Raw genomic sequence first — 23,433 nt, 5'->3', positions numbered from 1 at the left:
AATAGATAGGCAGTAAGGGGAAGCAGTGGAAAAGGGAACGCTGGTAGAATTTCGCGTCCAAGGAGAAAGGCGCTTAGGGGTGATCGATCGCCCAGAAGGGAAAAAAGATTGGATCGTCATCGATCAAGGGGGAAACCCGCATAAACTGCGTCCCCAACGCTTCGATTACATTATCAAAGCAGGTCCGTCCAACTATAAAGAGATTGGCAATTTTCTGCGGGAAGTCCAACCCTATCTAGATGCTAGTGGTTTAGAAGTGGCCTGGGAATTATTAGCCGGGGAAAATCAGTTAGTCACTCCCGAAACCATGGCCGAGATTCTCTTTTCCGATCGCGGTCCGCAGTTTTGTTATGCGGCCCATTGTCTCTTGAGTGATGATAAAGTTTATTTTAAAAATAAAGGGGATGGTTACGAGGCCCGATCGGAAAATCAGGTAGAGGAAATCAAACACCAGCTAGAGGTGGAACAACAGCGTCAACGGGAAAAAGGCCAATTTCTCCAACGTCTCCAACAGGCCCTGGCCGGTGAAACGGTAGAATGGTCAGAAAGCGATCGAATTCGTCTGGAATCTCTAGAAAAATTTATCCTCCAACCCGAACAAAAATATCCAGCAGCCATGGACATACTCTCGCTGCTGGGCCGTTCTCAAACCCCCGAGGCCGCTTTTGAATTGTTAGTCGATTTGAAATGGTGGAGTAGTCACGAAAACCTTTTCCTGCGACGCAGTTCCTACCCCGTTCAATTCTCGAAAAAGGTACTTGATGTGGCGCGTCTTAATTTACTCAATCCCCCTGCGGATGCGGATGTCAACAATCGTCTCGATTTAACCCACCAAAAAATTTATACCATCGACGATGAAAGTACCGAGGAAATCGATGACGGATTATCGGTGGAAATGCTTGCGGATGGTGGTCATCGTCTCTGGATTCATATTGCCGATCCTAGCCGTTTAGTGCGTCCCGATGATGAATTAGACCTAGAAGCGCGTCGTCGCAGTACCAGTCTTTATCTTCCCACGGGAATGGTTCCCATGTTTCCCCTAGAGTTGGCCGCCGGTCCAATGAGTTTGGTACAGGGTAAACTTTGTCCCGCATTGAGTTTTGGGGTAATCCTCGATGAAACGGGGGCGATCGCCGATTATCGTATCCATCCTAGTACAATTAAACCTACCTATCGCCTCACCTACGAAGATGTGGACGAAATGTTACATCTGGATCTGCAGCATGAACCGGAAGTAAGGATTCTCAACCGTTGGGCAAAACAACGCCACGCATGGCGCAAATCTCAGGGATCGATTAACATCCAAATGCCAGAATCATCGATTAAGGTGAAGGATAACGACGAAATTATCGTAGAATTGCAGGAAGTTTCCCCATCTCGGCAATTAGTGGCGGAAATGATGATTTTAGCTGGAGAAATCGCCGGTCGCTACTGTCAGGAACACGAGATCCCCGTGCCTTTCCGCGGACAACCACAACCGGAATTACCCCCCGATGAGGAGTTAATTTTACTACCTGCGGGCCCGGTGCGTTCCTGTGCCTTGCGTCGCTGTATGCCGCGCAGTGAGATGACGACGATTCCTAACCGTCATGCTAGTCTGGGATTGAATACCTATTCCCAAGTAACTTCGCCAATTCGCCGTTATACCGACCTTTTGACCCATTTTCAACTAAAAGCCCATCTCCGGGGCGATAAACTGCCTTTTACCCGGGATAGAATGCAGGAAATTCTCTATAGTGTCGCTAGTTCGGCCCAAGAAGCCACCTCGGTGGAACGACAAACTAATCGTTATTGGAGTTTGGAATTTTTGCGACGACAGGGAGATCAAGTCTGGCAAGCTTTGGTTTTACGCTGGCTGCGGGAAGAGGAAAATTTAGGCTTGATTTTATTGGAGGAATTGGGGTTAGAATTACCCCATCGTTTTGAGCGCTCGGTATCTTTAGGCGATCGCTTTCAAGTACAAGTTAGTCGCTCTGATCCCCACCGCGATGAGATCCGTTTTCGCGAGTTATCGGGTTTTGTCTCCTCCCAAGCAAGTTAATCTCTCGCGGAGTCAGTATTCAGGAGTCGGGAGATAGGGTGATAGGGATTTACGGGGTTTAGGGAAATTTCAGCCAAATGCTCCACTACCCTACTACCCCACACCCCCACACCCTGCCACCACCGAAAAGCTTTTTGCCGCAAACCCTAAATAAGGTTCTTCGGTTTGTGTTATGCAATGGACGGAGGTTATAAGGGATGGAACCCTTATAGAGAAAGGCATTTGGCGATTTTGATCAATTGTTTTCGATCTAGAGGGAACTAATCAATTAAATCTCTTGCCAGATAAGAATTTAGTCGATTTATGCCACCCTATCGAACTATACCAAGTAACGAAGAACCGTCTGTTTTTACTCTAGAAAAATGATAGATCAAATCAACCTACGGGCGAAAATCTGTTGTAATACTAAATCTGGTTATTAAAGACTGATTATTTATTCCCCTTTTTGCATGAGTGCATGAGCAGAAAACGGGTTTCTCCGAGAAACCCGTTTTCTGTGCGTTACTCAACGGATTTAGTATAAAATGTTAGTATCTGGCAGTTAAAAGAGCCAAAAACTTCTGCATAATCCCAACGTATGACCATAACAATACGATTTGATTTGCCTATTAATATCTCGGAATCTCTCCATTCACAAGCAGAGGAACAGGCTAAGATAGCATATATCATGACTTTGTTAAAACATGGAGAAATTAGTAGTGGGATAGCTGGCAGGCTATTGGGAATCTCTCGTTTAGAAGTTCTCGAACTTATGGGTCAATATGGGGTTGCCATCTTTCCCGACCAAAATCGAGAAGAGTTAGAACAAGAAATTACAGAAACCCTCCAATTATTGGAAGATTCTCCCCCGTGATTATTGTCTCTAATACCACTCCGTTAAGTGAGTTAGCTAAAGTTGGTCAACTTAACTTACTCCAAAAACTCTTTGGCAAAATTATCATTCCCCAAGAAGTTTATAATGAAGTCACCACAGGAAATCATCGGGCTGCTTCGGTTGTTCCTGCTGCTAAGTGGATTGAGGTATTTACCCTTCAATCTCCCGCTCAATTATCACAATTGCAAATTCAGTTTAAACTAGATTTGGGTGAAGCGGCTACAATTATCTTGGCAGAAGAATTAAAAGCGAATCGAGTCTTAATAGACGAAAAATTAGGAAGAAAAGTCGCTCAGTCTAGAAATTTGCCCGTAACTGGAACAATTGGACTTTTATTAATCGCCAAGAAGAAAGGAATTATTATTGAAGTTAAACCCATTTTAGAGCAGTTTTTGAGTCAAGGTAAAAGAATTAGCCCAATTCTTTATCAAGAAATATTAGGAATGGCTGAAGAAAGCTAGAAATTAATTCCACACACAAACCAGAAGAGCCAAGTGAGATCTTCTAGGTTGTGTGTGAGGATGGTATAACTGGAATTCCTCGTATAAATATACTAGCTATGGCTAAAAGTCTTACAGAGCCTGAGTTAAATCAATACAATTGATGTATCGATTTCAGGGTTCTTGTCCCCCTGTCAGATTGGTATGTTAAAATGAGGTGAAATAATATCAATGCGTGGAGTCATTCTTTGATATGAGTAAATATTCTAATTTTGACCCAACTCATTTTGTTGTCGAACCCGAAGAAACTGAACAAATAACCCAATTAAATCAGCTGCTTAATAGAGAAATACCGACGAGACTCGTAACTGAACAGGGAGAAAATGTCCATATTCCCGAATCGGTTTTAATGGTACTTCGTTACAGTGTAGCTGCCTTAGCATCGGGACAGGTAATTCAGTTAAATGTTACCCCTCAGGATTTAACTATAGAAGAAGCGGCTAATTTGTTAAATGTTTCTAACTCTTATCTAATAAAATTACTAGAACAGGGGCAAATTTTATCGACTAATGTAGGCAGTGATAAACGAATAAAACGAGAAGATTTGCTAATATATAAAGAGAAAAAATATCGAGAAAGAGAACAAATTTTAAATAACCTTGTAGCCATGACTGAAGCGGAAGGACTATACAGAAAAGATGAGGAATTAAACCTAGATGACAGCAGAGCCTAGGGTTGTTTTAGATGCTTGTGTTCTTATTCCTCAGTATTTACGCGATACTTTATTATCAATTGCTTGGCGAGGTTTATACTCCCCTTACTGGTCGAAATTAATTTTAGAAGAAACAACCCGCAATCTGATTAATCGATATAATATAACTTCAATAAAAGCCCTTAATTTAGTGGAGACAATGAAAGCAGCTTTTCCCGAAGCCATGATTGAAGTGCCATCTGGTTTAATTGAGTTAATGACAAATGACTTAAAAGACCGTCATGTTCTAGCAACTGCTGTTATGGCTAAAGCTAATCTAATTTTAACTAATAATCTTGCCGATTTTTCCCTGTCAGCTTTAGAAACTTGGGGTATAAAGGCTCAATCTCCTGATACTTTTTTAAGTCATTTGTTCGATGAATATCCCGAAGAAATTAAATTCAGTCTAAATCGGCAGGTCGAGAAATATAAAAATCCTCAAAAATCTCTAGCTGAATTACTAGAGTTTTTAGATAAAAAAGCTAATTTATCTAATTTTTGTCAAAAGATAACTAAAATTCTTTGATATAACTGAACTTCTCCAGTGTAAATGTACTAGCTATCTAAACATGGCTACAGAGGGAATCGCTTACTCTAGAGATTGATGACACTATCTGTTACGATCAAGTTAGCGATCGCTATACAGCGAACTCTAGGGAATCGCTCCACTCCAGATACAGTCAACGGTAAAGCCATTTTCAAGTGAAAAATGTACCCAGTAGCCTCTTTTCAATTTTTTCTGAGAAGCTCCATAAGGGTTTTGTTAATTTTTTAGTATTTCTGTATGGGGGAAGTCCAGTTATTACAGGATTCAACGTTTCTGACCCTGATGTTCTCTATTCTCTGGTTACTCATCAACCCATTCAACTCTTACAAAAAAGCCAGAATCAAGATTCTTTAAGTCAGGCAATTGTTTAGACCTCTTGCAAAAGTCTTAAGTCGATCCTTGTACAGCAACATTTTTGAAGATTATCAACTACTAATAAATAATTAACTGAAAGTCCCTCCCATTATTGTTTCTATCGTTTGTTTTCGGATTTATGCAAGAGACCTTTTAGATTAACTTGATTGCCTGGGAATTCAGATTGGGATGACTAATTAACGTGAGTACGGGTTAAGCTGAAACTCTTATTCTGTCGTTGGCTTGAACACTGATTCCCTCGTTGAGGAAGTCTCAAAATAGCCTTAACGCGAACATCAGATTAATTTAACCACGAGTTATGATCGCAAAAAAAGGTGATTTTTTAATTATCGATACTTATCAAGGGATTCCAATTATCAATTCAGCCGAGTTTCTCACCCTTTTCTAAGATCACTGAGATTTTTTTTGGGTTAAAAAAGATGGTAAAAATAAACCCCTTCAAGAGAGTGAATGAAGGGGCGATCGCAAGTTTTTTATTGATGGTTTTTAGGAGACTGTTGTGGTTTCCTTTTCTGTCGATTTAGAGGGTTTCAGTTTGCGTTTGAGGGTTGAGGCTGCACCGAGAGTGCCAAGGGCGAGAAGGCTGAGAGTGGAAGTGGGTTCAGGCACCACTTCTACAACCCCAACGCAAGAACCGGGACAGCCTGCATAGTCAGAAAAGCCTGGTGGGTTCGACCAAGTTGAGTTAAAATCTGAGCGGGCGAATACTTGATAGGGTTCTATCAAAGTTCCTTCTTGGATATTGAAAGCTATACCACCAAAAGAAAATTTACGGAATGTGTCTCCTACTGGCAATAATGGGAAGTCCGGTGCAAATCCACCATCGGGATTGAAAAGGTTGTCTGTAGGGGAATGAGGAATCTGATCACCAGCAGCGGAAACAATCGAACCAACTGGAAGAAGTCCAACAATAGGATATGTGATGCTTTCGTCGGTGTATGTCCCCGACACCGACGTGACTCGGTAACCAGTAAAGGTATAAGCTGGGGAAGTACCAGCGAGTGGCCCCCACAGAGGGTCAGTGTAAGACGGATAACTTTCAGTTATTAGTGTATCTTCAGTGGTTAGGATTAAATCGAATGAATCATCATCAGTTCGTAACCCATCGAACCGGAATGTAAGAGCGTGAGCGGATTCAGCAACCAAGCTAAGAACTGTAGTAACTACAGCAGTCCCAAGAGCCAAAGCTAATGTGCAATTTTTCATTTTTTACTCCTGAGTAGTGTTTTTGTTGGTGTAAGGTTGTAGTTTTACTTTTTCAGGTTCGGAGTGCGATCGCCCCTCTTGCAGCCTAGTTCAAACAACAGCCCAACTCAACAACAAAGATGGACAACAGAACAATACACGCTCCCCCCCCGATAAAGTATCAAAAGCTACAATTTTAACAAATCTTTATATTTCTCTCCCTAGCAGCGACTCCCAAAGGAAGGAATCTCAATTAGTTTCCCCTGTTTTACTCCTTCTCTGGCGAACATCCTCTTCCGTGAGGGATTGTGGCGCGGTATGTCGGATTCTCCTTTGCGTTCTCCCTTGACTGCCCCTCAACTCGATCGCTAACCCAAATTAAGCACGATTACCCCGCACCAACCAGATGATAGACTAGGGATACGAGCTTTTATCAAGGCATCGCCATGACCACCAACGCAGCAAAAACCCAATGGCAGTATTTAGAGAAGCGTCCTCATTCCTGGCGACAGCAGCTTTACCTTAAGGGAAAGAAACTAAGAGCCTATACAGTTTGGTCGGATCTGCTGGTCAACGGTGATACCGTCCTAGAAGCAGCAGATAATTGGGATTTACCCTTAGCCGCGATTCAAGAAGTTATTTGTTATTGCCAAACCCATCAGTCTCTTTTGCAACAAGAGGCAGAAGAAGAACGCCGTTATTTAGAAGAAAGGGGAGTAGTGCTTGAGCCTTCGGTTACTCATCGATGAAGACTCCCTCGCCAAGGTTCTTGTCAAAATACTGAGAGTTGCTGGTCACGATGTCATAACGGTCAACGAAGTAGGACTTTCTGGACAGCCTGATCCTGTTGTCTTGAACTATGCCCGACAAAACAATCGAATCCTGCTAACTCATAATTGCCGAGATTTTGAAGCCCTCCATCAAGAAAGCCCCCGCCATTCAGGTATTTTGGCCATTTATGAGAATAGGGACTACTCAAAAAATCTCAGTAGAGGGGAGGTTGTTAAGGCAATCGCCAATCTTGAAACGGCTAACATCCCTCTGTCTAATCAGTTCATCTCCCTGAACCACTGGAACTACTAATCCTAGCTCTTCCTGAACAGCGACTCACAGAAGAAACAGTCTCAGGTGCTTTCCCCCGTTTTACTCCTTCTCTGGCGAACATCCTCTTCCGTGAGGGATTGTGGCGCGGTATGTCGGATTCGGTATTATTTATAAATATCACCACGAGAACCGATCTCAGTGATAATGAAAAGCCGTTCTTCTCGATTGACTTGCATTAATACCCGATAATTACCAACTCGCAGACGATAACCCTCACGTCCTTTAAGTTTTTTGAAATCTGTCTGAGTAGGACTAACCAGCAATTGATCCAGTTCATTTAAGATACGCTCTTGGCTACGAGGCTGTAACCGTTTTAGGTAACGCTCGGCTGGTTTTAAGATGATGTAACGCCACATCCTAATTCAGCCTTTAACTTAACTAAGGATTTGCCAGGATCGCGCCCTTCTAGATACTCCTGATAGGCTTTCTCTGCCGCTTCAATTTCTTCGGGAAGCACGTCATCAGCCGTCTCAGAAGTTTCTAAATACTCTAGGAATTGCTCAATATCTACAGCACTTTGGTCGTTCATGCTACTGCCCTTACCTCCTTATTGTTTTTCTGGCTTTCATTTTAAATTTCACCACATTTATAAGTGTATCCTAAGATTGCGATCGCAGCGATTCACAGGAGAAGGAGTCTCAAGTATTTTCCCTGTTTTACTCCTTCTCAGGCAAATCATCGTCTTCCGTAAGGGATTGTAGCGCGGTATGTCGGATTCGCCTTTGTGTTCTCCCTTGACCACCTCTCAACTCGATCGCTAACCCAAATTAAGCACGATTATATTGCCATAAAGCCGAAGAGGCTTGGTCTCCAACCCCTTGAGGACAAGATAGACTGCACCTGCTCATTCTGTCGGTTGGAGAGGGGAAACCTGTTACTAATTCTGCTCACAGAGAAAGACTAATTTTATTGGTGTAGAATAGAGACAATTATTGAGAGAGAAAGAAAATGAGCACTATTTCCCTTGAAATTCCTGAAGAAATCTTAATTAGTCTCAAAGAAACTCCTGAAAATCTATCAAGAGAATTAAAAATATTGGCAGCCGTTAAACTTTTTGAACTTGACAAACTATCTTCAGGACGTGCAGCCCAATTAGCCGGAATGTCACGAGTAGAATTTTTAACTATTTTGGGGCGTTATCAAGTCTCCCCTTTTTCTTTAACGACTGAACAATTGGAACAAGATATTGTCAATGCCTAATCCTCAAGTCATTGTCAACACCTCTCCTCTACTGTACTTACATCAAGTGGGCTATTTGGAATTGCTCCAACGCTTGTATTCTCAAATCTTGACTCCTCCAGCAGTAATCGAAGAATTAGCAATCGGTAAAAATCAAGGAATTGATGTTCCCAATATTCAGGTAATTGAATGGATTTCAATTACTCTGGTTAAATCAGTCAGTCTAATTCCAGCTATTATTGATTTAGGGCAAGGAGAAGCAGAGGTATTAGCTTTGGGATTAGAAAATCCAGATAGTTTACTGATTTTTGATGATCAGTTAGCCCGACGTATTGCCGATTTATATCGCTTGAAATATTCAGGAACGCTTGGTGTTTTAGTTAAAGCGAAGCAGCAGGGCTATCTATCTTCTGTTGCTCCCGTTATTGCTAAGTTACGCCATCAAGGAATGTGGCTAACTGATAAAGTTGTCAATGATGTTCTTCGATTAGCTGGAGAGTAAGTATGCTTAAAAAAAAGGCTCTTCGTTACTTGGTATGGTTCGATAGGGGAGCATAAATCGACTAAATCCTTATCTGGCAAGAGACTTAATTGATTAGTTCGCTCTAGATCAAAAACAATTGACAAAAATCGCCAAATGTCTTTCTCTATAAGAGTTTCATTCCTTATAATCCTGTACGTTGCATAAGACAAACCGAAGAGCCAGATAACTAAAATTCTTTGATATAACTGAACTTCTCCAGTGTAAATGTACTAGCTATCTAAACATGGCTACAGAGGGAATCGCTTACTCTAGAGATTGATGACACTATCTGTTACAATCAGGTTAGCGATCGCTATACAGCCAACTCTATAGAATCGCTCTACTCCAGATACAGTCAACGGTAAAGCCATTTTCAAGTGAAAAATGTACCCAGTAGCCTCTTTTCAATTTTTTCTGAGAAGCTCCATAAGGGTTGTGTTGATTTTTTAGTATTTATGTATGGGTAAGTCCAGACATATCTATCATTAAATTTCGGTTTCAGCAGCTTCGCGTAAACGGCTAATTGTACTTTTCGCCTCTTTGAGTAGGTCATTCCAATCATCTGGAGGATGACCGGTCTCCAGCATTTTTCTAAAGACTCTATAAGCGTCTGTACTACTCTCATAAGCTCGTTTAGAGTTTTCATCATTGACCCAAGCGAGAAGAATTATTTTACTCTCTTGATGATATCGAAAAAACAGTCGATACTGCTGAAAAAACTTGGCTCTAAACCAGTGTTTGTAATCGTCTCCAAGCGCAGTTCCCTGTCGATAATCACTGCGAGTTGGGTCTTGAGGAATAGTATCAAAGGCTAACTTTGCTATGGCAGCTAGACGCTTTGTCGCATTTTTCCTTTTATAATCTTTAGGAAACTTGTGACGCAGCTCTTCAACCTGCGTCACAAGTTCTTCAAACTGTTCAAGGAACAGAGGATGAGCAAATATGTTCCATCCATTAATTATTAGGGGCTGATCTATAGACAACCTTATTCGTCCTCATCCAGAAGTGGTGCATCAAGCTCCAGATCAACGCCAGAGACCAAGTATTGAACATGATTGACTAGGTTAGAACTAATTGGCTGTATGTGTTGAGGGTTCTGTTCCATATCTTGGGCAAGAAAATTCAGAAATTTCCCAAGCACTGGATCATTTTCTTCTGTCCCGTCAGCCCTGGAAATCCATACTTTGCCGTCGGGCTGTATGTTGTAGCAGATTTTATCGCGCTTATTCAAGCCAAGGGCTTTGCGAACGGAATCGGGAATTGTAGTCTGATAGCGATCGGTAAGAGTGGATTCTGGGCATGGGGCCATCGTTGCAGCCATAGCGACCTCTAAGCCTGTCTATAAAAACTAGATATTGATGGTAATGCAACTGCATTGTCTTGTCAAGTATGGAGTGACTAGATCTACAGCCTAACGGATGCGTTCACCTTAAATGTCGGCAGCATGCCCCCGTTACACCCATAAGGTTGTTGTAATAAACCTACACCTGTCAGCATCCCACACCCCATCACCCCACTTCCCCCCGGTTGAGTTAGCGGGTTCGGCTTCGATCTGTCAGAATACAAGTATTGAAACAACCCTTTTAAGAGGCTTCATGGTGGAAGTTAAAGTCGTTCCCCCGAAACGCAATTGGGTTCAGACGTGGTGGCAATCCCTGAATTCCTTATCCCGCTTACTGGTGATTGCTCTAGCTGCACCACTTGTCGTCCTGAATGTCTGGGCATTATCGGCAATTTTTGGCTATTTTGAATCTTTATTTGTTATTTTACTGATAGCGGCCGTTCTATCTTTTCTCTTGGGTTATCCGGTGACTTGGTTGGAACGTCAGGGATTAAAACGGGGTTTAGCTGCGATCGTGGTTTCCCTGATCACGATTTTAATTTTTGTGGCCGTGGGAATAACCCTAGTTCCCTTAGTCTTCACCCAAGCACAGCAATTTGTCAACAGATTGCCAGAATGGTTAGACTCGGGACAGCGCCAACTGATGCAACTAGATACCAAAATCGACACGATGAATCTGCCGATTCCGATCAGTTTCGATGGTGTTATCGCTCAGTTTAACAGTCGTTTAGGGGCAGAATTGCAGATTCTAGCGGGAAGAAGCGTTAATTTAGCCCTTAATCTCACCGTTTTTACCGTGGTGCGCGTGCTTGATGTGCTGCTAACCATTATCCTCACCTTTTATCTACTTCTCCACAGTCCCGATATCTGGAGGAGTATTATCCAATGGTTGCCCAAACCCGTCCAACAACCCTTTTCCCTAACCCTACGGTTAAGTTTTCAGAATTACTTTGTCGGCCAGGTAATTTGTGCCACTTGCATGGCCCTGGGATTAGTCACGGCATTTTTATCGATTAAAGTCCCTTTTGGTCTCCTATTCGGCCTCTTGATTGGCACCATGGCTTTAATCCCTTTTGGGGGAACTGTCGGCATTGTCACAGTGACAGCTTTACTAGCTTTGCGCGATATTGGTTTAGCTCTGCAAGTTTTAGCCGTAGCTGTAGTGGTGCAGCAAATTGTCGAAAACGGCATTGCTCCCCGTATTTTGGGCAGTGTCACCGGGTTAAATCCCTTTTGGGTGTTAGTCTCGGTCTTGACGGGGGCGCGAGTGGGCGGTTTACTGGGGGTGATTGTCGCGGTTCCCATGGCAGTAATGATCAAGGAAGCTTTGGAGGTTATCCGTCAAGTGACACCAGAGGAGACAAAACACGGGATAATTAAACCCTCTCTCCCCCTAGAATCAGAATCCTCTAGCGAGGTGGTTTCTCGCTGAAGAATGACTGACGGCATGATCTGAGGTGATCGGCATTTTTCTCGCAGGTTCTTGGCTTTTCTCCCTCGATCGAGTTATGATATCTATATTGGTGGATTAACTCCACTTGCCCTGATCGCTGTCCATGGCAAGCAAGGACAAATCAAGGCTTGAGGATGCCTTGCTGGTCTCTGAGACCTAGCTTATGGGGAAATTATTACTAACCAATTATCTCTAAACTCGGATAATTTCTAAGAAAAGGTGATTGTCTATCCCGATAAATCAGCAAAAAATCGATATTTTGGTTAAATAGGCTACATTAACAGCCAGGTTTCTATCGTAAGCTCAAAGTTAAGACATAAAGTCAATATCACCCTCCGATTGCAATGAAAGAATGTTTGGATCGCTTAATATTTAAGCCTTTCAGACATTTTTTTTGTGGATTGATACTAAATCCAGTTATTAAAGACTGATTTAGTATGACATGGACAAACACCAACAGACCATGATCTGGAGAGATCGTCAAGAAAAGTATCAGAGTGAACTCTTGGAAAAGAATTGGTAAAATATAATTAGTAGGGAGAGTATTGCCGTTAATGTTTCGCTTTTTAACGGGACATTAACCAAGCTCAAAAGCAAAAAATAGCAGTAATTTGCCAAAAGCTCAAGGCCGATGGCTGACTGCTCTATATATCTCTCGTATTCTTTACTTGTCGAGTTCAACACGACCCCTTTATGGAATCAAGCAACCCGTCAGGGAAGACTTCCGAACCTCCTAGTCATAGGTGGGCCAATTTACTCGGAACCATGATCGCAATTCTGACCCTAACGTTACCCTTGTTAGCGATTGGATATAACTCCACGCCTAACTATACCGAAGAACCCCTTACCGGTAACACATCCTACTCCCTAACGAGGCAAATGAGGTGACAGAATTGAGATAGACGATTGCCAAAATAAAAATTTTTTTCTTCGTCCCGATCCCCCTTATGGGTAGAATTTGGATCGGAGTCAATCAAAGTGTCTTTTAATTTTGCTTGCGCTTTTAGGTGACTCTAAAGGCGCTATTGTCTTGTATTTGGAGAAAGTTTGTGGATTTATCGCGCATTCCTGCCCAACCGAAACCCGGTTTAATTAACGTTTTAGTGGAAATTACCGCCGGTAGTAAGAATAAATACGAGTTTGATAAGGATTTAAACGCCTTTGCTCTCGATCGCGTTCTCTATTCTTCGGTACAATATCCCTGTGATTATGGTTTTGTTCCCAATACCCTCGCCGATGATGGCGATCCTTTAGATGGTATGGTGATCATGGATCAGCCTACTTTCCCCGGCTGTGTGATTACGGCGCGTCCCATTGGTATGCTAGAAATGATCGATGGTGGTGATCGCGATGAAAAAATTCTCTGTGTTCCCGCTAAAGATCCTCGTTATGCAGAGGTAAAATCTCTTAAAGATGTCTCTCCCCATCGCTTGCAGGAAATCGCCGAGTTTTTCAAAACCTATAAGAATCTAGAGAAAAAAGTCACAGAAATTCTCGGGTGGAAAGATGTGGACGCAGTAACCGCTTTAGTTGAACAGTGTATTGCTGCTTATAAGTAAGGTTTGCGGCAAAAAGTTTGTTGGTGGGGTTAGTTATCAGTTATCAGTTATCAGATGTGAGTTTTCAGTTCACTGATTACTGTTTACTGATCACTGAAAAAAGCTTCTCCCTACACCCCACACCCCACACCCCACACCCCAATTTATGCGAATAGAAACCTTAAAATCGGGTTTAATCGTCTCCTGTCAAGCGCCAGTGGAGTCATCTCTGCACGATCCTGTAATTATTGCCGCCATGGCTCATGCTTGTGTGGATAGGGGTGCTTGTGGGGTCAGAATTGATAGTCCCGCTCATCTGAAAGCCACCCGTCAACAATTGCCGGATATACCGATAATTGGACTCTGGAAACGCAATTATCGCGATTGTTCGGTATATATTACTCCCAAATATCAAGATGCTCTCGCCATTGCCGATGCCGGTGCCGATATAATTGCCTTGGATGCTACCCCAAGAAAGCGTCCTAATGATGAAAATTTAGCCACAATTATCGCTCGTATTCATCAAGAAACTGGTAAATTAGTCATGGCAGATATAGACTCGATCGAAAGTGCTATTTATGCCGTGGCAGCTGGTGCTGATATTGTCGGTACAACTCTTTACGGTTACACAGAAGCCACTAAACAGCTGCAGCCGCCGAGTTTTTCTTTCCTAGAAGAATTAGTTAATAAGTTATCAGTTCCTGTTATCTGTGAAGGAGGAATATCGACTCCAACAGAAGCAAAAAAAGCCTTAGAAGTTGGTGCATATTCGGTAGTTGTTGGCACAGCAATTACAGGGATTGATTTAAAAACTACCGCTTTTTTACAAGGAATTTTATCAAAAGATTAATGACATTGATCTTGCTCCTAGACGTGCCTAGTAGCCACTTCTAGGGATTAGGAAAAAAACCAAAAAGTTTCGCCGCACCACCCAAAATGGCGACGACTAAAGCGATTATTCAGTTATCAGTTATCAGTTATCAGTTATCAGATTTGAGTTTTAAGTGTGCAGTATGGATTAAGCGAGCAGTATTAAATGGCAGTTTTCTACTGTCTTTGCACCGATTACTGATCACTGATTACTGATTACTTTTAACTGGCTGTTAACTTAGTCATAACTTGGATAATATATAATACCTATGTCAAGTTTATGTAATAAAATTTAACCTAATCAAGGTCTGAACACCAGTTTTGACTTTATTTCTGAAAATATGAGTATTTCTCGCCGTAATTTCCTCACCTTTTTAACTGCCACTGCTGGTGTCTCTTTTTTCAGTCTGCAAGAGAAAAAATATTCCTCTCTGATTAGCAGTCCTGCGATCGCTGCCAATAGTTTCGGGTTAAACTTTTCTCCAGTCAAACTGCCAATTCCCTTAAAAATTGACGGGATGAGCGATGAAAGCCAAAAAAGTGCCTATCAAACCTATAAAGTCCTAGATGATCTCGTTCTTCCGCAAGGATTCACCTATGATGTGCTGGCACAGTGGGGGGATAAAGTGGGTGATTCCCGTTTCGGTTATAACAATGATTATCTATCTTTTATCGAAACCAGTCCGGGTCAAGGTTATCTAACCGTTAATTTTGAATATATCAGTGGTCGTACTTGGCTACAAACCTTTGAACAAGTGATTGGTAAAACCCTACCCGTCAAGGAAGTACGGGAAAAAACGAACGAAAAGGGCGAAATTGCCGCCTATCGCCTGCAAGATGCCAGCTTAAGGGCAAAAATCGAGGAAATCTCCCTAGAAGGCTTAATTGATCAGGGAATTGGCGTAATTTCCCTGGCTAAAGATCAAACGGGAAAATGGCAACGTACCTATAGTAAAGCCGATCGCCGCATTACCGGTATCTCTGGACTAAAGGACGGTCGTTACCTGAAAGCCACCGGTCCTGCTGTAGCAATTTTTACCAAAACCGATAAACTTGGCTACGATGACGGATTAGGGGCAAAAATTATCGGAACGTTTCAAAATTGCGCTGGGGGAACAACGCCTTGGGGGACCGTATTTAGTGCCGAGGAGAACTTTCAAGACCAAGTGACGGAGGTAGTGTTAAAAGATGGTTCCTCTTTGCATCCCGATACTACTCCCTTTATTCTCAATAGTGGGGAAGTGGATGGCCGGGGTAACGTTTTTGGGTTAGCGGGAAATAAATACGGTTGGATGGTGGAGGTGGATCCGGCCAATCCCGACGATTACGGCACAAAACACACTTGGTTAGGGCGTTTTCGCCATGAAGCGGTCGCTTTTCTCGCTCAAACGGGGCAATCCTTGGCGGTTTATTCAGGATGCGATCGCAGAGGCGGTCATGTCTATAAATTCGTTTCCGAGGGCAAAATTAGCGATATTAAGGCGAAAAATAACTCAAAACTCCTAGAAAAAGGAATGCTCTACGGGGCCAAATTCAACCCCGATAAAACCGGTTATTGGATACCCTTAAATCCCGACACGGAGATAAATCCCGTCCTACCGAGTCAAATTGCCGCTAGTCGCGGGGATGGGGTGGTAGCCTTGCCGAATCCCGAAAGAACGGTCAATGATACTAAATTACTGCTATTTAAGGACGATGAGGAGATTCTGGCCTACAAAGCTAAATATAAGACCCTCGCAGACCTGTATGAAGGTAATAGGACGGAAAAACAGGGGGCAATTCTCATCGATGCTCATTTTGCCGCTAACGCCGTTGGGGTCACTTGTACTGGTCGCCCGGAAGATACGGAAGTGGACGAGAATGGCACTTTATATATGACCTTTACCTCTGGTAGTCCCAGTGAAGCGGAGGGAGGAGCCGATAGGGAGATATTTAAGGGACCAAATGGCGAAATCCCCTACGAATTTGGTTGGATTATCAGCTTAAGGGAAGATAACAACGATGCTGCTTCCTTAAGTTTTCGTTGGGATGTGGTCGCTTATGGAGGGGAACCGACAGAGAAAGGTGAGGGTTTTTCTAATCCCGATAACCTCGCTTTCGATAAACAGGGAAATCTCTGGATGGTTAGCGACATTTCCACGGGTGGGTTAAATCGAGAGATGAAAACTCGTTATCCCCAAGGGGTCCCGGTTAGTCAACGGGATTTATTGGGTATTTTTGGCAATAATAGCGCTTGGGTGTTTGCCAAGGGTCAAGAGCATCCCTATCCTTTTGCTATCGCTCCCATGGATGCGGAATTAACGGGATTGTACTTTACTCCCGACCAAGAGACGTTATTTCTGGCAGTACAACATCCGGGGGAAGCGGGGGGAATTCGTCGGGATTTGGCCTTTGAAAACCGCAAATTTGCCCTTAAAACCACTAATGGGCAGGAATTTGAACAAATGCGACAAGTACCCCTAGGGTCGAATTGGCCCAGTGGTCAAGTTAATCAACCTCCCCGGCCGGCAGTGGTGGCGATTCGCCGAATTGAGTCAAAATAGACTTTAAACGAAAGTTTCCTCTTTCTTTTCTGGCTATGCCGCCATTGTATCGACTTCCTAAACTATTACTTCTCTTCCCATTCCGCAAACAGGGAATCAATTCCCTTTTCCTCTTCCTCTTGCGAAACCCGTAACCCCTTGTGCGGACGGAAACCAAAATTACTGGGATTCGACAGGCGATAGAAGAACCATCCCACACAGATCCAGAGTAATAGACTACAACTGGCGACCAAAAAGCCTATAACCCCGATCCCGATCAATTGCGCCATAAATAGATCCACTCCTCCCCCGAAAAGTAACCCCCCTTTCGGCAGCTTTAAATAGGTATCCGCCCAAGGAATATCTTTGGGGGCTAAACAGAAAATCCCCACGGCCAGAGTACCCCAGATACCGCAACCGAGATGAACGGGAACGGCTCCCACCGGATCGTCGATTTCCCCTTTTTCGAGCCAAATACTACACGGAAGAACGATCACCCCACCGATAAAGCCGATTAGCGCCGCGCTCAAAAAATTCACGAAGGCACAGGGGGCGGTAATACTGACACAACCCGCCAGAATGCCATTAATAATAAAGGTTAGACTCGTCCTACCGAAGAATCTCCAAGCGAGAGTGGTGGAGGCCAGCGCGCCGAAAGCCCCGGCGATGAGTGTCGTCAGCAGGATATGAGAAATTGCGTCCGCATTGGCCGCGAGGGTAGAACCCGCGTTAAAGCCGAACCAACCCAACCAGAGAATAAAGCATCCCAAGGTCGCTAGGCTCGGATTACGGCCAAAAGTCGCCATGATTTTATGGCCGCGATAGCTAGTATTTTTGAAGGAACGGTTTTCCCCTTGTCCCCAAGGGATATATTTTCCCGCACGAGGCCCTAACAGACACGCCCCCGTCAAAGCCGCCCATCCTCCCACCGAGTGAACCACCGTCGAACCCGCGAAATCCCGAAACCCCAACTCGTGCAACCAGCCCCCTCCCCAAATCCAAAAACCGGCAATGGAGTAAATCAGGATAAAAAAGGCACTAAAAAGGACGAACGCCCCGAAGCGAATCCTCTCCGCCACCGCCCCCGATACGATCGTGGCGGCAGTTCCCGCGAAAGTGAGTTGAAAGAAGAATTTAGCCGTTAGAGGAATATCCGCCGAATCTAGGGAGGGAAATTGACCATTGAGTGGAGGAAAACCCGGTGTTCCGACAAATTTGCCGCCATCCCCGAACATCAGCCCGAAGCCGATCAGCCAATAGACTGCGGTAGCGACGGTAAAGACGATCGTGTTTTTGGCGAGGACGGTGATCGCATTTTTACTCTGGCAAAAGCCCGTCTCTAGCATGGCGAAGCCGCAGTTCATGAAGAAGACGAGACTACCCGTGAGTAACACCCAGATCGTATTTTGACCGCGGTTTAACTGCGCCACTTGCTCGGATAATCCGAGATCTTGAGCCATTACCGCCGATATACCGATGCTCAGGCTCAAAATAGTACAGAATAAACCGATGTATTGAAAATTCCGCCTATTTTTAGCAATCAATCCTTGAGATAGCCTTTTTATTCTGTAAAATCGCATAGCTACAATGGGTAAATCGCATTACTAGGAAGAGAGTGCTTACAAGATAAATGTAGGTATTATATAAGAGTAAGCGAATGAACGAGTGATTTTCCATGTATGAAAACTAGATCAAATCATAGATCGGTAAAATCGCAAGATGTTCTTAATAATACAATCTTGACTATCTGAATCTATGGCATTATGTATCAATCCCATCTGTCCCCGGCCGGAGAACTCCGAAGATGGGAGTGTCTGCGAGGCTTGCGGTTCCCACTTGCTAATACAGAATAGATATCGGGTGATGAATGTACTACACCAGAGGGAGGACAGAGTAACTACCCTTTACGATGTGGTGGATATGACGGATCAAGACAATCCTAAGGTTCTCAAAGTTCTCCACACAGGGAACCCGGACACGATTTCTCGGTTTGATCGAGAGGCAGATTTATTAAAAAATTACTGGATCGAGGGACTTCCTACAGTAGGACAAGACGGATATTTCCCGATCGAGTTTCCCAATAATTCTATTCCCGCTTACTGTCTAGTGATGGAGAAAATCCCAGGACTAAACTTAGAGCAGTGGCTAGAACAGCACGGGGCGATCGATGAAAGGCGGGCGATCGACTGGTTAAAACAAGTAACTACTATTTTAGAAAGACTACATTATAATAATTTCATCCATCGCGATATTAAACCTTCTAATATTATGTACCGCGATAGCGATAACAGGATATTTCTAATCGATCTAGGTGCGGTTCGTTTAATTAATCAAAATATAAACGAGCAAACTACGACAAGGATCGGGAGCTTCCCCTATATGGCTCCCGAACAGTACCGAGGCAGAACCGATTTCAAATCCGATTTTTATGCTCTCGGGCGTACTTTTGTCCATCTTCTAACCAACAAGAATCCCTCTCAAATCGAACAAGATACTCAAGAAAAGTTACTGTGGCGTGCAGAATCTACACCCGTATCGGATCAATTTGCCGCCTTAATCAATAGTCTTTTAGAGCGAAAACTTAACGGGCGGCCCGGAAATACAAAGGATATATTGAAACGAATTCAAATCATTGAAGATAAGGTTAATTCACAGGAAAACTCTGGTTCTATATTTCAAACAGTAGTCTTGTGGGCTATGGTATTAGGGTTTTTAGTTTTCGGATATTTCGCGATCAAGCCGGATCGTTCTCCAACTAATCCTAATACTAGCAATGACACCCAATGCAGGATTAGAAAAGATGGCAAACAGGATAGCAATGCCCTAGCTAGAGATGCCCAAAAAGCGATTAATGCCGCTAAGTTAAAAGATAGCCCTTATCCTATCATCCAAAAATACTCGAATATTATTCTCGATCCCAAGCAATATGGTTGTACCGTGCAGGTGGAAATCCTCAGAAAACGAGACGAGATCATTCTCCCAGAACTAGCGGAGGAACTAGAGCAAGTTATCCGAGAGAGTGTTAATAATAGTGTTAAAGACGCGATAAAAGTTAACATCGTTCCTCGCTATCTCGATTAAAGTCCTAGAACGTAGGATTTAATCAAATTCGGAAGAATAAAGCCTGAATCTCTGCTTGCGATGAACGCTCGCTTTCTCAAAGAATCAACTGCGTCCGTCAGTCCGGGTTTATTGAGCTTCGATCGTAATTCCGAGACAGAAATCGCTTCCTCTTCCCTCGCCAAAACCTCCAATATCTCCCGCTCGATTTCCGAAAGCCTTTGCAACTGCACCTCGATCATCCCATTAATATCACTAAAATTTATCGTCCCAGCTTGTAAAAACTCCGCAATATTACCACTGAAGAGATCGACGATTCTAGCCAAAGCAAGCTTAAGAAAAAAAGGATTACCCCGATACAGTTCGATAAAATCCCGAATCTCCCTCTCTGTTCCTTCTCCTCCCTCCTTATTTACCATCTCCCTAGCCGATAGTTCATCGAGTCCTCCCAAGAACAGAGACTTTACTGTATTCTGCCGCTTTTCTAGAAAATCGATATCCTTGGGTTTCTCCCGACTCATCAATACTAAACAACTTCTATGCGGTGCTTCTCCCACCCGTCTCAATAGCTTTTCGTAGTTTTCAAACTCCTCTCGATATCTCCCGCTTAAATCGCCGCTTTGCAGAATTTCCTCGCCGTCATCCAATAACAAAAGACACCGATGATAGGTCATTCGATCGATTAGCCTAGCCAAACGGATATCGATACTATCAGGTAACTCCCGGCGGGGAGAATTTGTCAAAATCTCTAACCAATCCCCCAAAAGTTCCGTAAGGGGAGAAACTTGTTTAAGGGAACGATAGATGAGGTAATCGAAATCTCCCTCGATCCCCTGCGCTAGTTTCACCGCGAGAGCGGTTTTTCCCATCCCTGCCATCCCAAAAACCGTAATTAAACGGCATTTGTCACCGATGATCCACCGTTTGATCTCGGCGAGTTCTTCCGTCCGTCCGTAGAAAAAATCCGCCTCCGGTACCCCTCCCCAGTCCTTCCGATCAATTTCCCCTTTCCCGAACGTTTCTTCTAGCAATGCTATCTCTTGCCAGTTTAAACCTAATTCCTCGCAAATTATCGTAAAATTCTCATGACTAATCGGCTTACCTGTGAAAAATTTGGTAACTGTCGCTCTAGCCAAAGGAATCAATTCGGCGAAGGTACTTTTATTCGTGTATCCCTTTTGTTTAAGAGCGAGTTCGGCTTTAGGGATGTATTCGGGATTGATTTTCAGCGATCGAGACATAAGCAGTTATTCAGAAGTTACTCAGAAGTTATCCGGAAGGAATTTAAAACTATAATAAAGCAATTCTTAGGGCAATTCATTTATATATACAAAGTTATGAAATATGTAAGATCTCGTCCTACGAATTAGCCAAGATAATAAGGAAAGAAAATCAGAAGATAGGAAGTTATCGAAATGCTAGAAATTATCAATTATATACAGCTTGCTAAAATGAGCGTCGATCTTTTGAGAGCGATCCTCGATCTGATCGATGAATTTCGCAACCCCGAGGCACAAGAGGAGGAAGAACAAGAAGGAAAACAGTAGTCATATAGATGCTATCGCTCTAGGGTAATGAGCCAACAAGACTATCCTTGTTGGCTTCTCCTTTGTTTGGGCGAAGTTAGCTTTAAAATGGATTCCAGAGGGATTTCTAATGATCTAGGCATAAATGGTAATTTTAGGTATATGTCTATAGTAGCATAAGTTAGTCAGAAGTTAGTCAGAAGTTAGTCAGAAGTTAGTCAGAAGTTAGTCAATTAGTAGTAGTTTTCTGTTCTTTTCTTTGTAAAATCACTATAGTAAGAGTGTTTCCAGTGTATTTTAAAGACACTAAAATCAATGATCCCCATCACTACTCAAGAATTAAAACGAAATATTCAAGAAGCTTTGGAGGCAGGAGTACCGGAATCGAGGATCGAGCGAATGAAGGACTGTCTAAATAAACTCGAATCTGGAGTGTTCGCCAATCAGAAAAGTACGGGAGTAATGTATCGGGAAATCGTTCGCGACGGCAAAAAAATAATCGAGATGGCAAGCGCTCCCATCCTGCCGGAAGATCCAGAGAAGGACCCGTTCGATGAGTTGGATGACCGGCAACAGCCAACTATCTTTGACCCTTCAAGCAAGAAAAAATAATATCTCATAACACATATAATATAACCCAATCTACGATGTTGGGCTAGGTTATATTATTAGAATAGTCGGTTAAGAATCTACGAAAATCACGTTGCGATGCCTAGGATAGAAGACTTTAGTAATCAATATACTCTAGAAGAATTAGAATCACTATCGGATTTTGTCGAGCAGGAACTTCGTCTTTCGTCACCAATCGAATTAGCGTGGTTGGATGCAATAGAAATTAGGGATTTGGGACTAAATACCAATGGTGATTGGTACGGACGATATGATGGACAGACATTTAAAGCGAGAATTCGCCTCAACTCTCTTGTTTTAGGTACGATCGAGCAATTACAACGAACCTTAGCCCACGAATACGGACATCACTGGACTCTATCCTATCTCGCTGTTCATCACAACTTACGAATTTATAAAGAACGATTACCCAGAACCTATTACAAAATACGAGGTTTAAGCGAAGAGCATTGCATTTATAGTCCCCAACAGATTAGAACTTTTGAAGACTGGATGAGATGCGATAAAGAAATTATCGCCGAGGATTATCGGGTTCTATTTAGTCCTCATCCTCACAATCAAGATCATCAAATGGTAGGAAATTTACCGTTGATTAGGCTCTCGGCCCATCCATCCATCAGGGAACAAGCTTTAAACATCTGGAGATCGATCCAAAATTTCTTCTACACGGTATTCAAGCTAGGGATCAGCCATCCCGATGATCGAGTTCAGGAATATATCAGGAATCTCCCCACCACTCCATAGTATTGGATTTTAGCAAAGCTTGATGAGGTTTTCTTCTGTATTTTTGGCAGTACAACATCCGGGGGAAGCGGGGGGAATTCGTCGGGATTTGGCCTTTGAAAACCGAAAATTTGCCCTGAAAACCACTAATGGGCAGGAATTTGAACAAATACGACAAGTACCCCTAGGGTCGAATTGGCCCAGTGGTCAAGTTAATCAACCTCCCCGGCCGGCAGTGGTGGCAATTCGCCGAATCCAGTCAAAATAGGTGAGGGAAGTGGGGAAGTGGGGAAGTGGGGAGGTGGGGAAGTAGGGAAGTAGGGAAGTGGGGAAGTGGGGAAGTGGGGAGGTGGGGAGAAAAAGGAAATAGATTGTTTCCTTGGAGTAGAAAAGCGATCTTTTTCAGGAAAAATCGTTAAATTAAGGATTTTAAGGGCAAGGTCGCCATTAAAATCTCACTTTTGCCGGAGATATGTTGTGATTTTGTCCTTGAGTTTCCCAAAGATGGGCTTACTATGAGAGTAGGGGGAAAAAAGATAATTTTAGCGATCGATTAACAATGACTAGGGATCTCTGTAGGATTTTATTGATAGAGGACGAACCGACGACTGTTAAATTAGACCTCCTGCAAAAGTCCTATTCAGCTACTTGATGATAGCCTAAAGCAAGTTCATAGTTGTAAATGCCAGCGATTAAATTAAATCTCAGACCAAAACGCCGTCTCCGATTCCTATATCTTGATGATAAAAT

The 23,433-nt window shown here is 43.1% G+C and carries 25 protein-coding genes and 4 pseudogenes; 20 read left to right on the top strand and 9 right to left on the bottom strand.

Features of this window, described 5'->3' with window-relative positions; all coding sequences use genetic code 11:
* Nucleotides 1–25: 25 nt before the first annotated feature.
* From H6F92_RS21420 to H6F92_RS21400, 6 genes and pseudogenes are all read left to right on the top strand, one after another.
* Entirely contained in the window at nt 26–2,041 is a 2,016-nt protein-coding gene (locus H6F92_RS21420) for a ribonuclease catalytic domain-containing protein (protein WP_190359403.1), read from the top strand.
* Nucleotides 2,042–2,213: 172 nt separating this feature from the next.
* Nucleotides 2,214–2,399, top strand: a pseudogene (locus H6F92_RS26305) (hypothetical protein).
* A gap of 219 nt (nt 2,400–2,618) precedes the next feature.
* Entirely contained in the window at nt 2,619–2,894 is a 276-nt protein-coding gene (locus tag H6F92_RS21415) for a UPF0175 family protein (protein WP_190359402.1), read from the top strand.
* A complete protein-coding gene (locus tag H6F92_RS26865; protein ID WP_190359401.1) occupies nt 2,891–3,376 on the top strand; it encodes a PIN domain-containing protein in 486 nt (161 codons plus the stop codon). Before H6F92_RS21415 ends, H6F92_RS26865 begins: the two co-directional genes overlap by 4 nt.
* 232 nt (nt 3,377–3,608) lie before the next feature.
* A complete protein-coding gene (locus H6F92_RS21405; protein WP_002785264.1) occupies nt 3,609–4,088 on the top strand; it encodes an excisionase family DNA-binding protein in 480 nt (159 codons plus the stop codon).
* The gene (locus H6F92_RS21400; RefSeq protein ID WP_190359400.1) at nt 4,072–4,632 is read left to right on the top strand and encodes a PIN domain-containing protein; all 561 of its coding nucleotides are present in this window, start codon (nt 4,072–4,074) and stop codon (nt 4,630–4,632) included. Before H6F92_RS21405 ends, H6F92_RS21400 begins: the two co-directional genes overlap by 17 nt.
* An 882-nt stretch (nt 4,633–5,514) precedes the next feature.
* Here the strand turns inward: H6F92_RS21400 and H6F92_RS21395 are convergent.
* On the bottom strand, nt 5,515–6,234 hold the full coding sequence (locus tag H6F92_RS21395; protein ID WP_190359399.1) for a PEP-CTERM sorting domain-containing protein: 720 nt from the start codon (nt 6,232–6,234) through the stop codon (nt 5,515–5,517).
* A gap of 425 nt (nt 6,235–6,659) precedes the next feature.
* Between H6F92_RS21395 and H6F92_RS21390 the strand changes: the two genes are divergently transcribed.
* Together H6F92_RS21390 and H6F92_RS21385 are read left to right on the top strand one after the other, a co-directional pair.
* The gene (locus tag H6F92_RS21390) at nt 6,660–6,962 is read left to right on the top strand and encodes a hypothetical protein (RefSeq protein WP_079209850.1); all 303 of its coding nucleotides are present in this window, start codon (nt 6,660–6,662) and stop codon (nt 6,960–6,962) included.
* Nucleotides 6,937–7,296: a DUF5615 family PIN-like protein gene (locus tag H6F92_RS21385; protein ID WP_079209849.1), complete on the top strand. Its 360-nt coding sequence runs from the start codon at nt 6,937–6,939 to the stop codon at nt 7,294–7,296. The genes H6F92_RS21390 and H6F92_RS21385 overlap by 26 nt, the downstream gene beginning before the upstream one ends.
* Nucleotides 7,297–7,421: 125 nt before the next feature.
* On the opposite strand, the gene H6F92_RS21380 is transcribed toward H6F92_RS21385, so the two are convergent.
* Both H6F92_RS21380 and H6F92_RS21375 read right to left on the bottom strand, forming a co-directional pair.
* Entirely contained in the window at nt 7,422–7,673 is a 252-nt protein-coding gene (locus tag H6F92_RS21380; protein WP_004162546.1) for a type II toxin-antitoxin system RelE family toxin, read from the bottom strand.
* The gene (locus tag H6F92_RS21375; protein WP_004162545.1) at nt 7,652–7,846 is read right to left on the bottom strand and encodes a hypothetical protein; all 195 of its coding nucleotides are present in this window, start codon (nt 7,844–7,846) and stop codon (nt 7,652–7,654) included. Before H6F92_RS21375 ends, H6F92_RS21380 begins: the two co-directional genes overlap by 22 nt.
* Nucleotides 7,847–8,265: 419 nt before the next feature.
* On the opposite strand from H6F92_RS21375, the gene H6F92_RS21370 reads away from it, so the two are divergent.
* Both H6F92_RS21370 and H6F92_RS21365 read left to right on the top strand, forming a co-directional pair.
* On the top strand, nt 8,266–8,517 hold the full coding sequence (locus tag H6F92_RS21370; protein ID WP_002764591.1) for a UPF0175 family protein: 252 nt from the start codon (nt 8,266–8,268) through the stop codon (nt 8,515–8,517).
* Nucleotides 8,510–8,998, top strand: coding sequence for a PIN domain-containing protein (locus H6F92_RS21365; protein ID WP_190359398.1), 489 nt, complete (start codon nt 8,510–8,512; stop codon nt 8,996–8,998). The genes H6F92_RS21370 and H6F92_RS21365 overlap by 8 nt, the downstream gene beginning before the upstream one ends.
* A gap of 506 nt (nt 8,999–9,504) precedes the next feature.
* On the opposite strand, the gene H6F92_RS21360 is transcribed toward H6F92_RS21365, so the two are convergent.
* Together H6F92_RS21360 and H6F92_RS21355 are read right to left on the bottom strand one after the other, a co-directional pair.
* On the bottom strand, nt 9,505–10,002 hold the full coding sequence (locus H6F92_RS21360; RefSeq protein ID WP_190359397.1) for a type II toxin-antitoxin system YhaV family toxin: 498 nt from the start codon (nt 10,000–10,002) through the stop codon (nt 9,505–9,507).
* A gap of 2 nt (nt 10,003–10,004) precedes the next feature.
* Nucleotides 10,005–10,340 carry a type II toxin-antitoxin system PrlF family antitoxin gene (locus tag H6F92_RS21355; protein ID WP_190359396.1) on the bottom strand — a complete coding sequence of 112 codons (336 nt, stop codon included), beginning with the start codon at nt 10,338–10,340 and terminating at the stop codon, nt 10,005–10,007.
* A gap of 274 nt (nt 10,341–10,614) precedes the next feature.
* On the opposite strand from H6F92_RS21355, the gene H6F92_RS21350 reads away from it, so the two are divergent.
* From H6F92_RS21350 to H6F92_RS21340, 4 genes are all read left to right on the top strand, one after another.
* Nucleotides 10,615–11,793 carry an AI-2E family transporter gene (locus H6F92_RS21350; protein WP_190359395.1) on the top strand — a complete coding sequence of 393 codons (1,179 nt, stop codon included), beginning with the start codon at nt 10,615–10,617 and terminating at the stop codon, nt 11,791–11,793.
* 714 nt (nt 11,794–12,507) lie between these two features.
* Nucleotides 12,508–12,702 carry a TLTLP motif-containing protein gene (locus H6F92_RS27230; protein ID WP_012267246.1) on the top strand — a complete coding sequence of 65 codons (195 nt, stop codon included), beginning with the start codon at nt 12,508–12,510 and terminating at the stop codon, nt 12,700–12,702.
* A 161-nt stretch (nt 12,703–12,863) separates the two neighbouring features.
* Nucleotides 12,864–13,373 (top strand): inorganic diphosphatase, encoded by a 510-nt coding sequence (locus H6F92_RS21345; RefSeq protein WP_004162542.1) that lies wholly within the window; start codon nt 12,864–12,866, stop codon nt 13,371–13,373.
* Nucleotides 13,374–13,518: 145 nt separating this feature from the next.
* On the top strand, nt 13,519–14,202 hold the full coding sequence (locus H6F92_RS21340; RefSeq protein WP_190359394.1) for an N-acetylmannosamine-6-phosphate 2-epimerase: 684 nt from the start codon (nt 13,519–13,521) through the stop codon (nt 14,200–14,202).
* Nucleotides 14,203–14,242: 40 nt separating this feature from the next.
* Here H6F92_RS21340 and H6F92_RS21335 read toward each other — a convergent pair.
* A pseudogene (locus H6F92_RS21335) lies at nt 14,243–14,311 on the bottom strand (DUF4164 domain-containing protein); the annotation flags it as partial.
* 252 nt (nt 14,312–14,563) lie between these two features.
* On the opposite strand from H6F92_RS21335, the gene H6F92_RS21330 reads away from it, so the two are divergent.
* Complete coding sequence (locus H6F92_RS21330) at nt 14,564–16,765, top strand: PhoX family protein (RefSeq protein ID WP_190359393.1); 2,202 nt, start codon at nt 14,564–14,566, stop codon at nt 16,763–16,765.
* Nucleotides 16,766–16,830: 65 nt separating this feature from the next.
* On the opposite strand, the gene H6F92_RS21325 is transcribed toward H6F92_RS21330, so the two are convergent.
* Nucleotides 16,831–18,204 carry an ammonium transporter gene (locus tag H6F92_RS21325; protein ID WP_190359392.1) on the bottom strand — a complete coding sequence of 458 codons (1,374 nt, stop codon included), beginning with the start codon at nt 18,202–18,204 and terminating at the stop codon, nt 16,831–16,833.
* A gap of 295 nt (nt 18,205–18,499) precedes the next feature.
* On the opposite strand from H6F92_RS21325, the gene H6F92_RS21320 reads away from it, so the two are divergent.
* Entirely contained in the window at nt 18,500–19,825 is a 1,326-nt protein-coding gene (locus H6F92_RS21320) for a serine/threonine-protein kinase (protein WP_190359391.1), read from the top strand.
* On the opposite strand, the gene H6F92_RS21315 is transcribed toward H6F92_RS21320, so the two are convergent.
* Nucleotides 19,822–21,045: an NB-ARC domain-containing protein gene (locus H6F92_RS21315; RefSeq protein WP_190359390.1), complete on the bottom strand. Its 1,224-nt coding sequence runs from the start codon at nt 21,043–21,045 to the stop codon at nt 19,822–19,824. The genes H6F92_RS21320 and H6F92_RS21315 overlap by 4 nt on opposite strands.
* 174 nt (nt 21,046–21,219) lie before the next feature.
* Between H6F92_RS21315 and H6F92_RS26610 the strand changes: the two genes are divergently transcribed.
* From H6F92_RS26610 to H6F92_RS21300, 4 genes and pseudogenes are all read left to right on the top strand, one after another.
* The gene (locus H6F92_RS26610) at nt 21,220–21,351 is read left to right on the top strand and encodes a hypothetical protein (protein WP_265795411.1); all 132 of its coding nucleotides are present in this window, start codon (nt 21,220–21,222) and stop codon (nt 21,349–21,351) included.
* A 294-nt stretch (nt 21,352–21,645) separates the two neighbouring features.
* Nucleotides 21,646–21,942, top strand: coding sequence for a hypothetical protein (locus H6F92_RS21310; protein WP_190359389.1), 297 nt, complete (start codon nt 21,646–21,648; stop codon nt 21,940–21,942).
* Nucleotides 21,943–22,038: 96 nt separating this feature from the next.
* Entirely contained in the window at nt 22,039–22,704 is a 666-nt protein-coding gene (locus H6F92_RS21305; RefSeq protein ID WP_190359388.1) for a hypothetical protein, read from the top strand.
* Nucleotides 22,705–22,738: 34 nt separating this feature from the next.
* Nucleotides 22,739–22,951: pseudogene (locus H6F92_RS21300) on the top strand (hypothetical protein); the annotation flags it as partial.
* A gap of 368 nt (nt 22,952–23,319) precedes the next feature.
* On the opposite strand, the pseudogene H6F92_RS21295 reads toward H6F92_RS21300, so the two are convergent.
* Nucleotides 23,320–23,433 (bottom strand): annotated as a pseudogene (locus tag H6F92_RS21295) (IS5/IS1182 family transposase); the annotation flags it as partial.

It is taken from the genome of Microcystis wesenbergii FACHB-1317, from assembly GCF_014696875.1.
GTDB lineage: Bacteria > Cyanobacteriota > Cyanobacteriia > Cyanobacteriales > Microcystaceae > Microcystis > Microcystis wesenbergii_A.
Note: the sequence above shows the minus strand (reverse complement) of the source record. Positions and strands in the feature narration are given on the sequence as shown.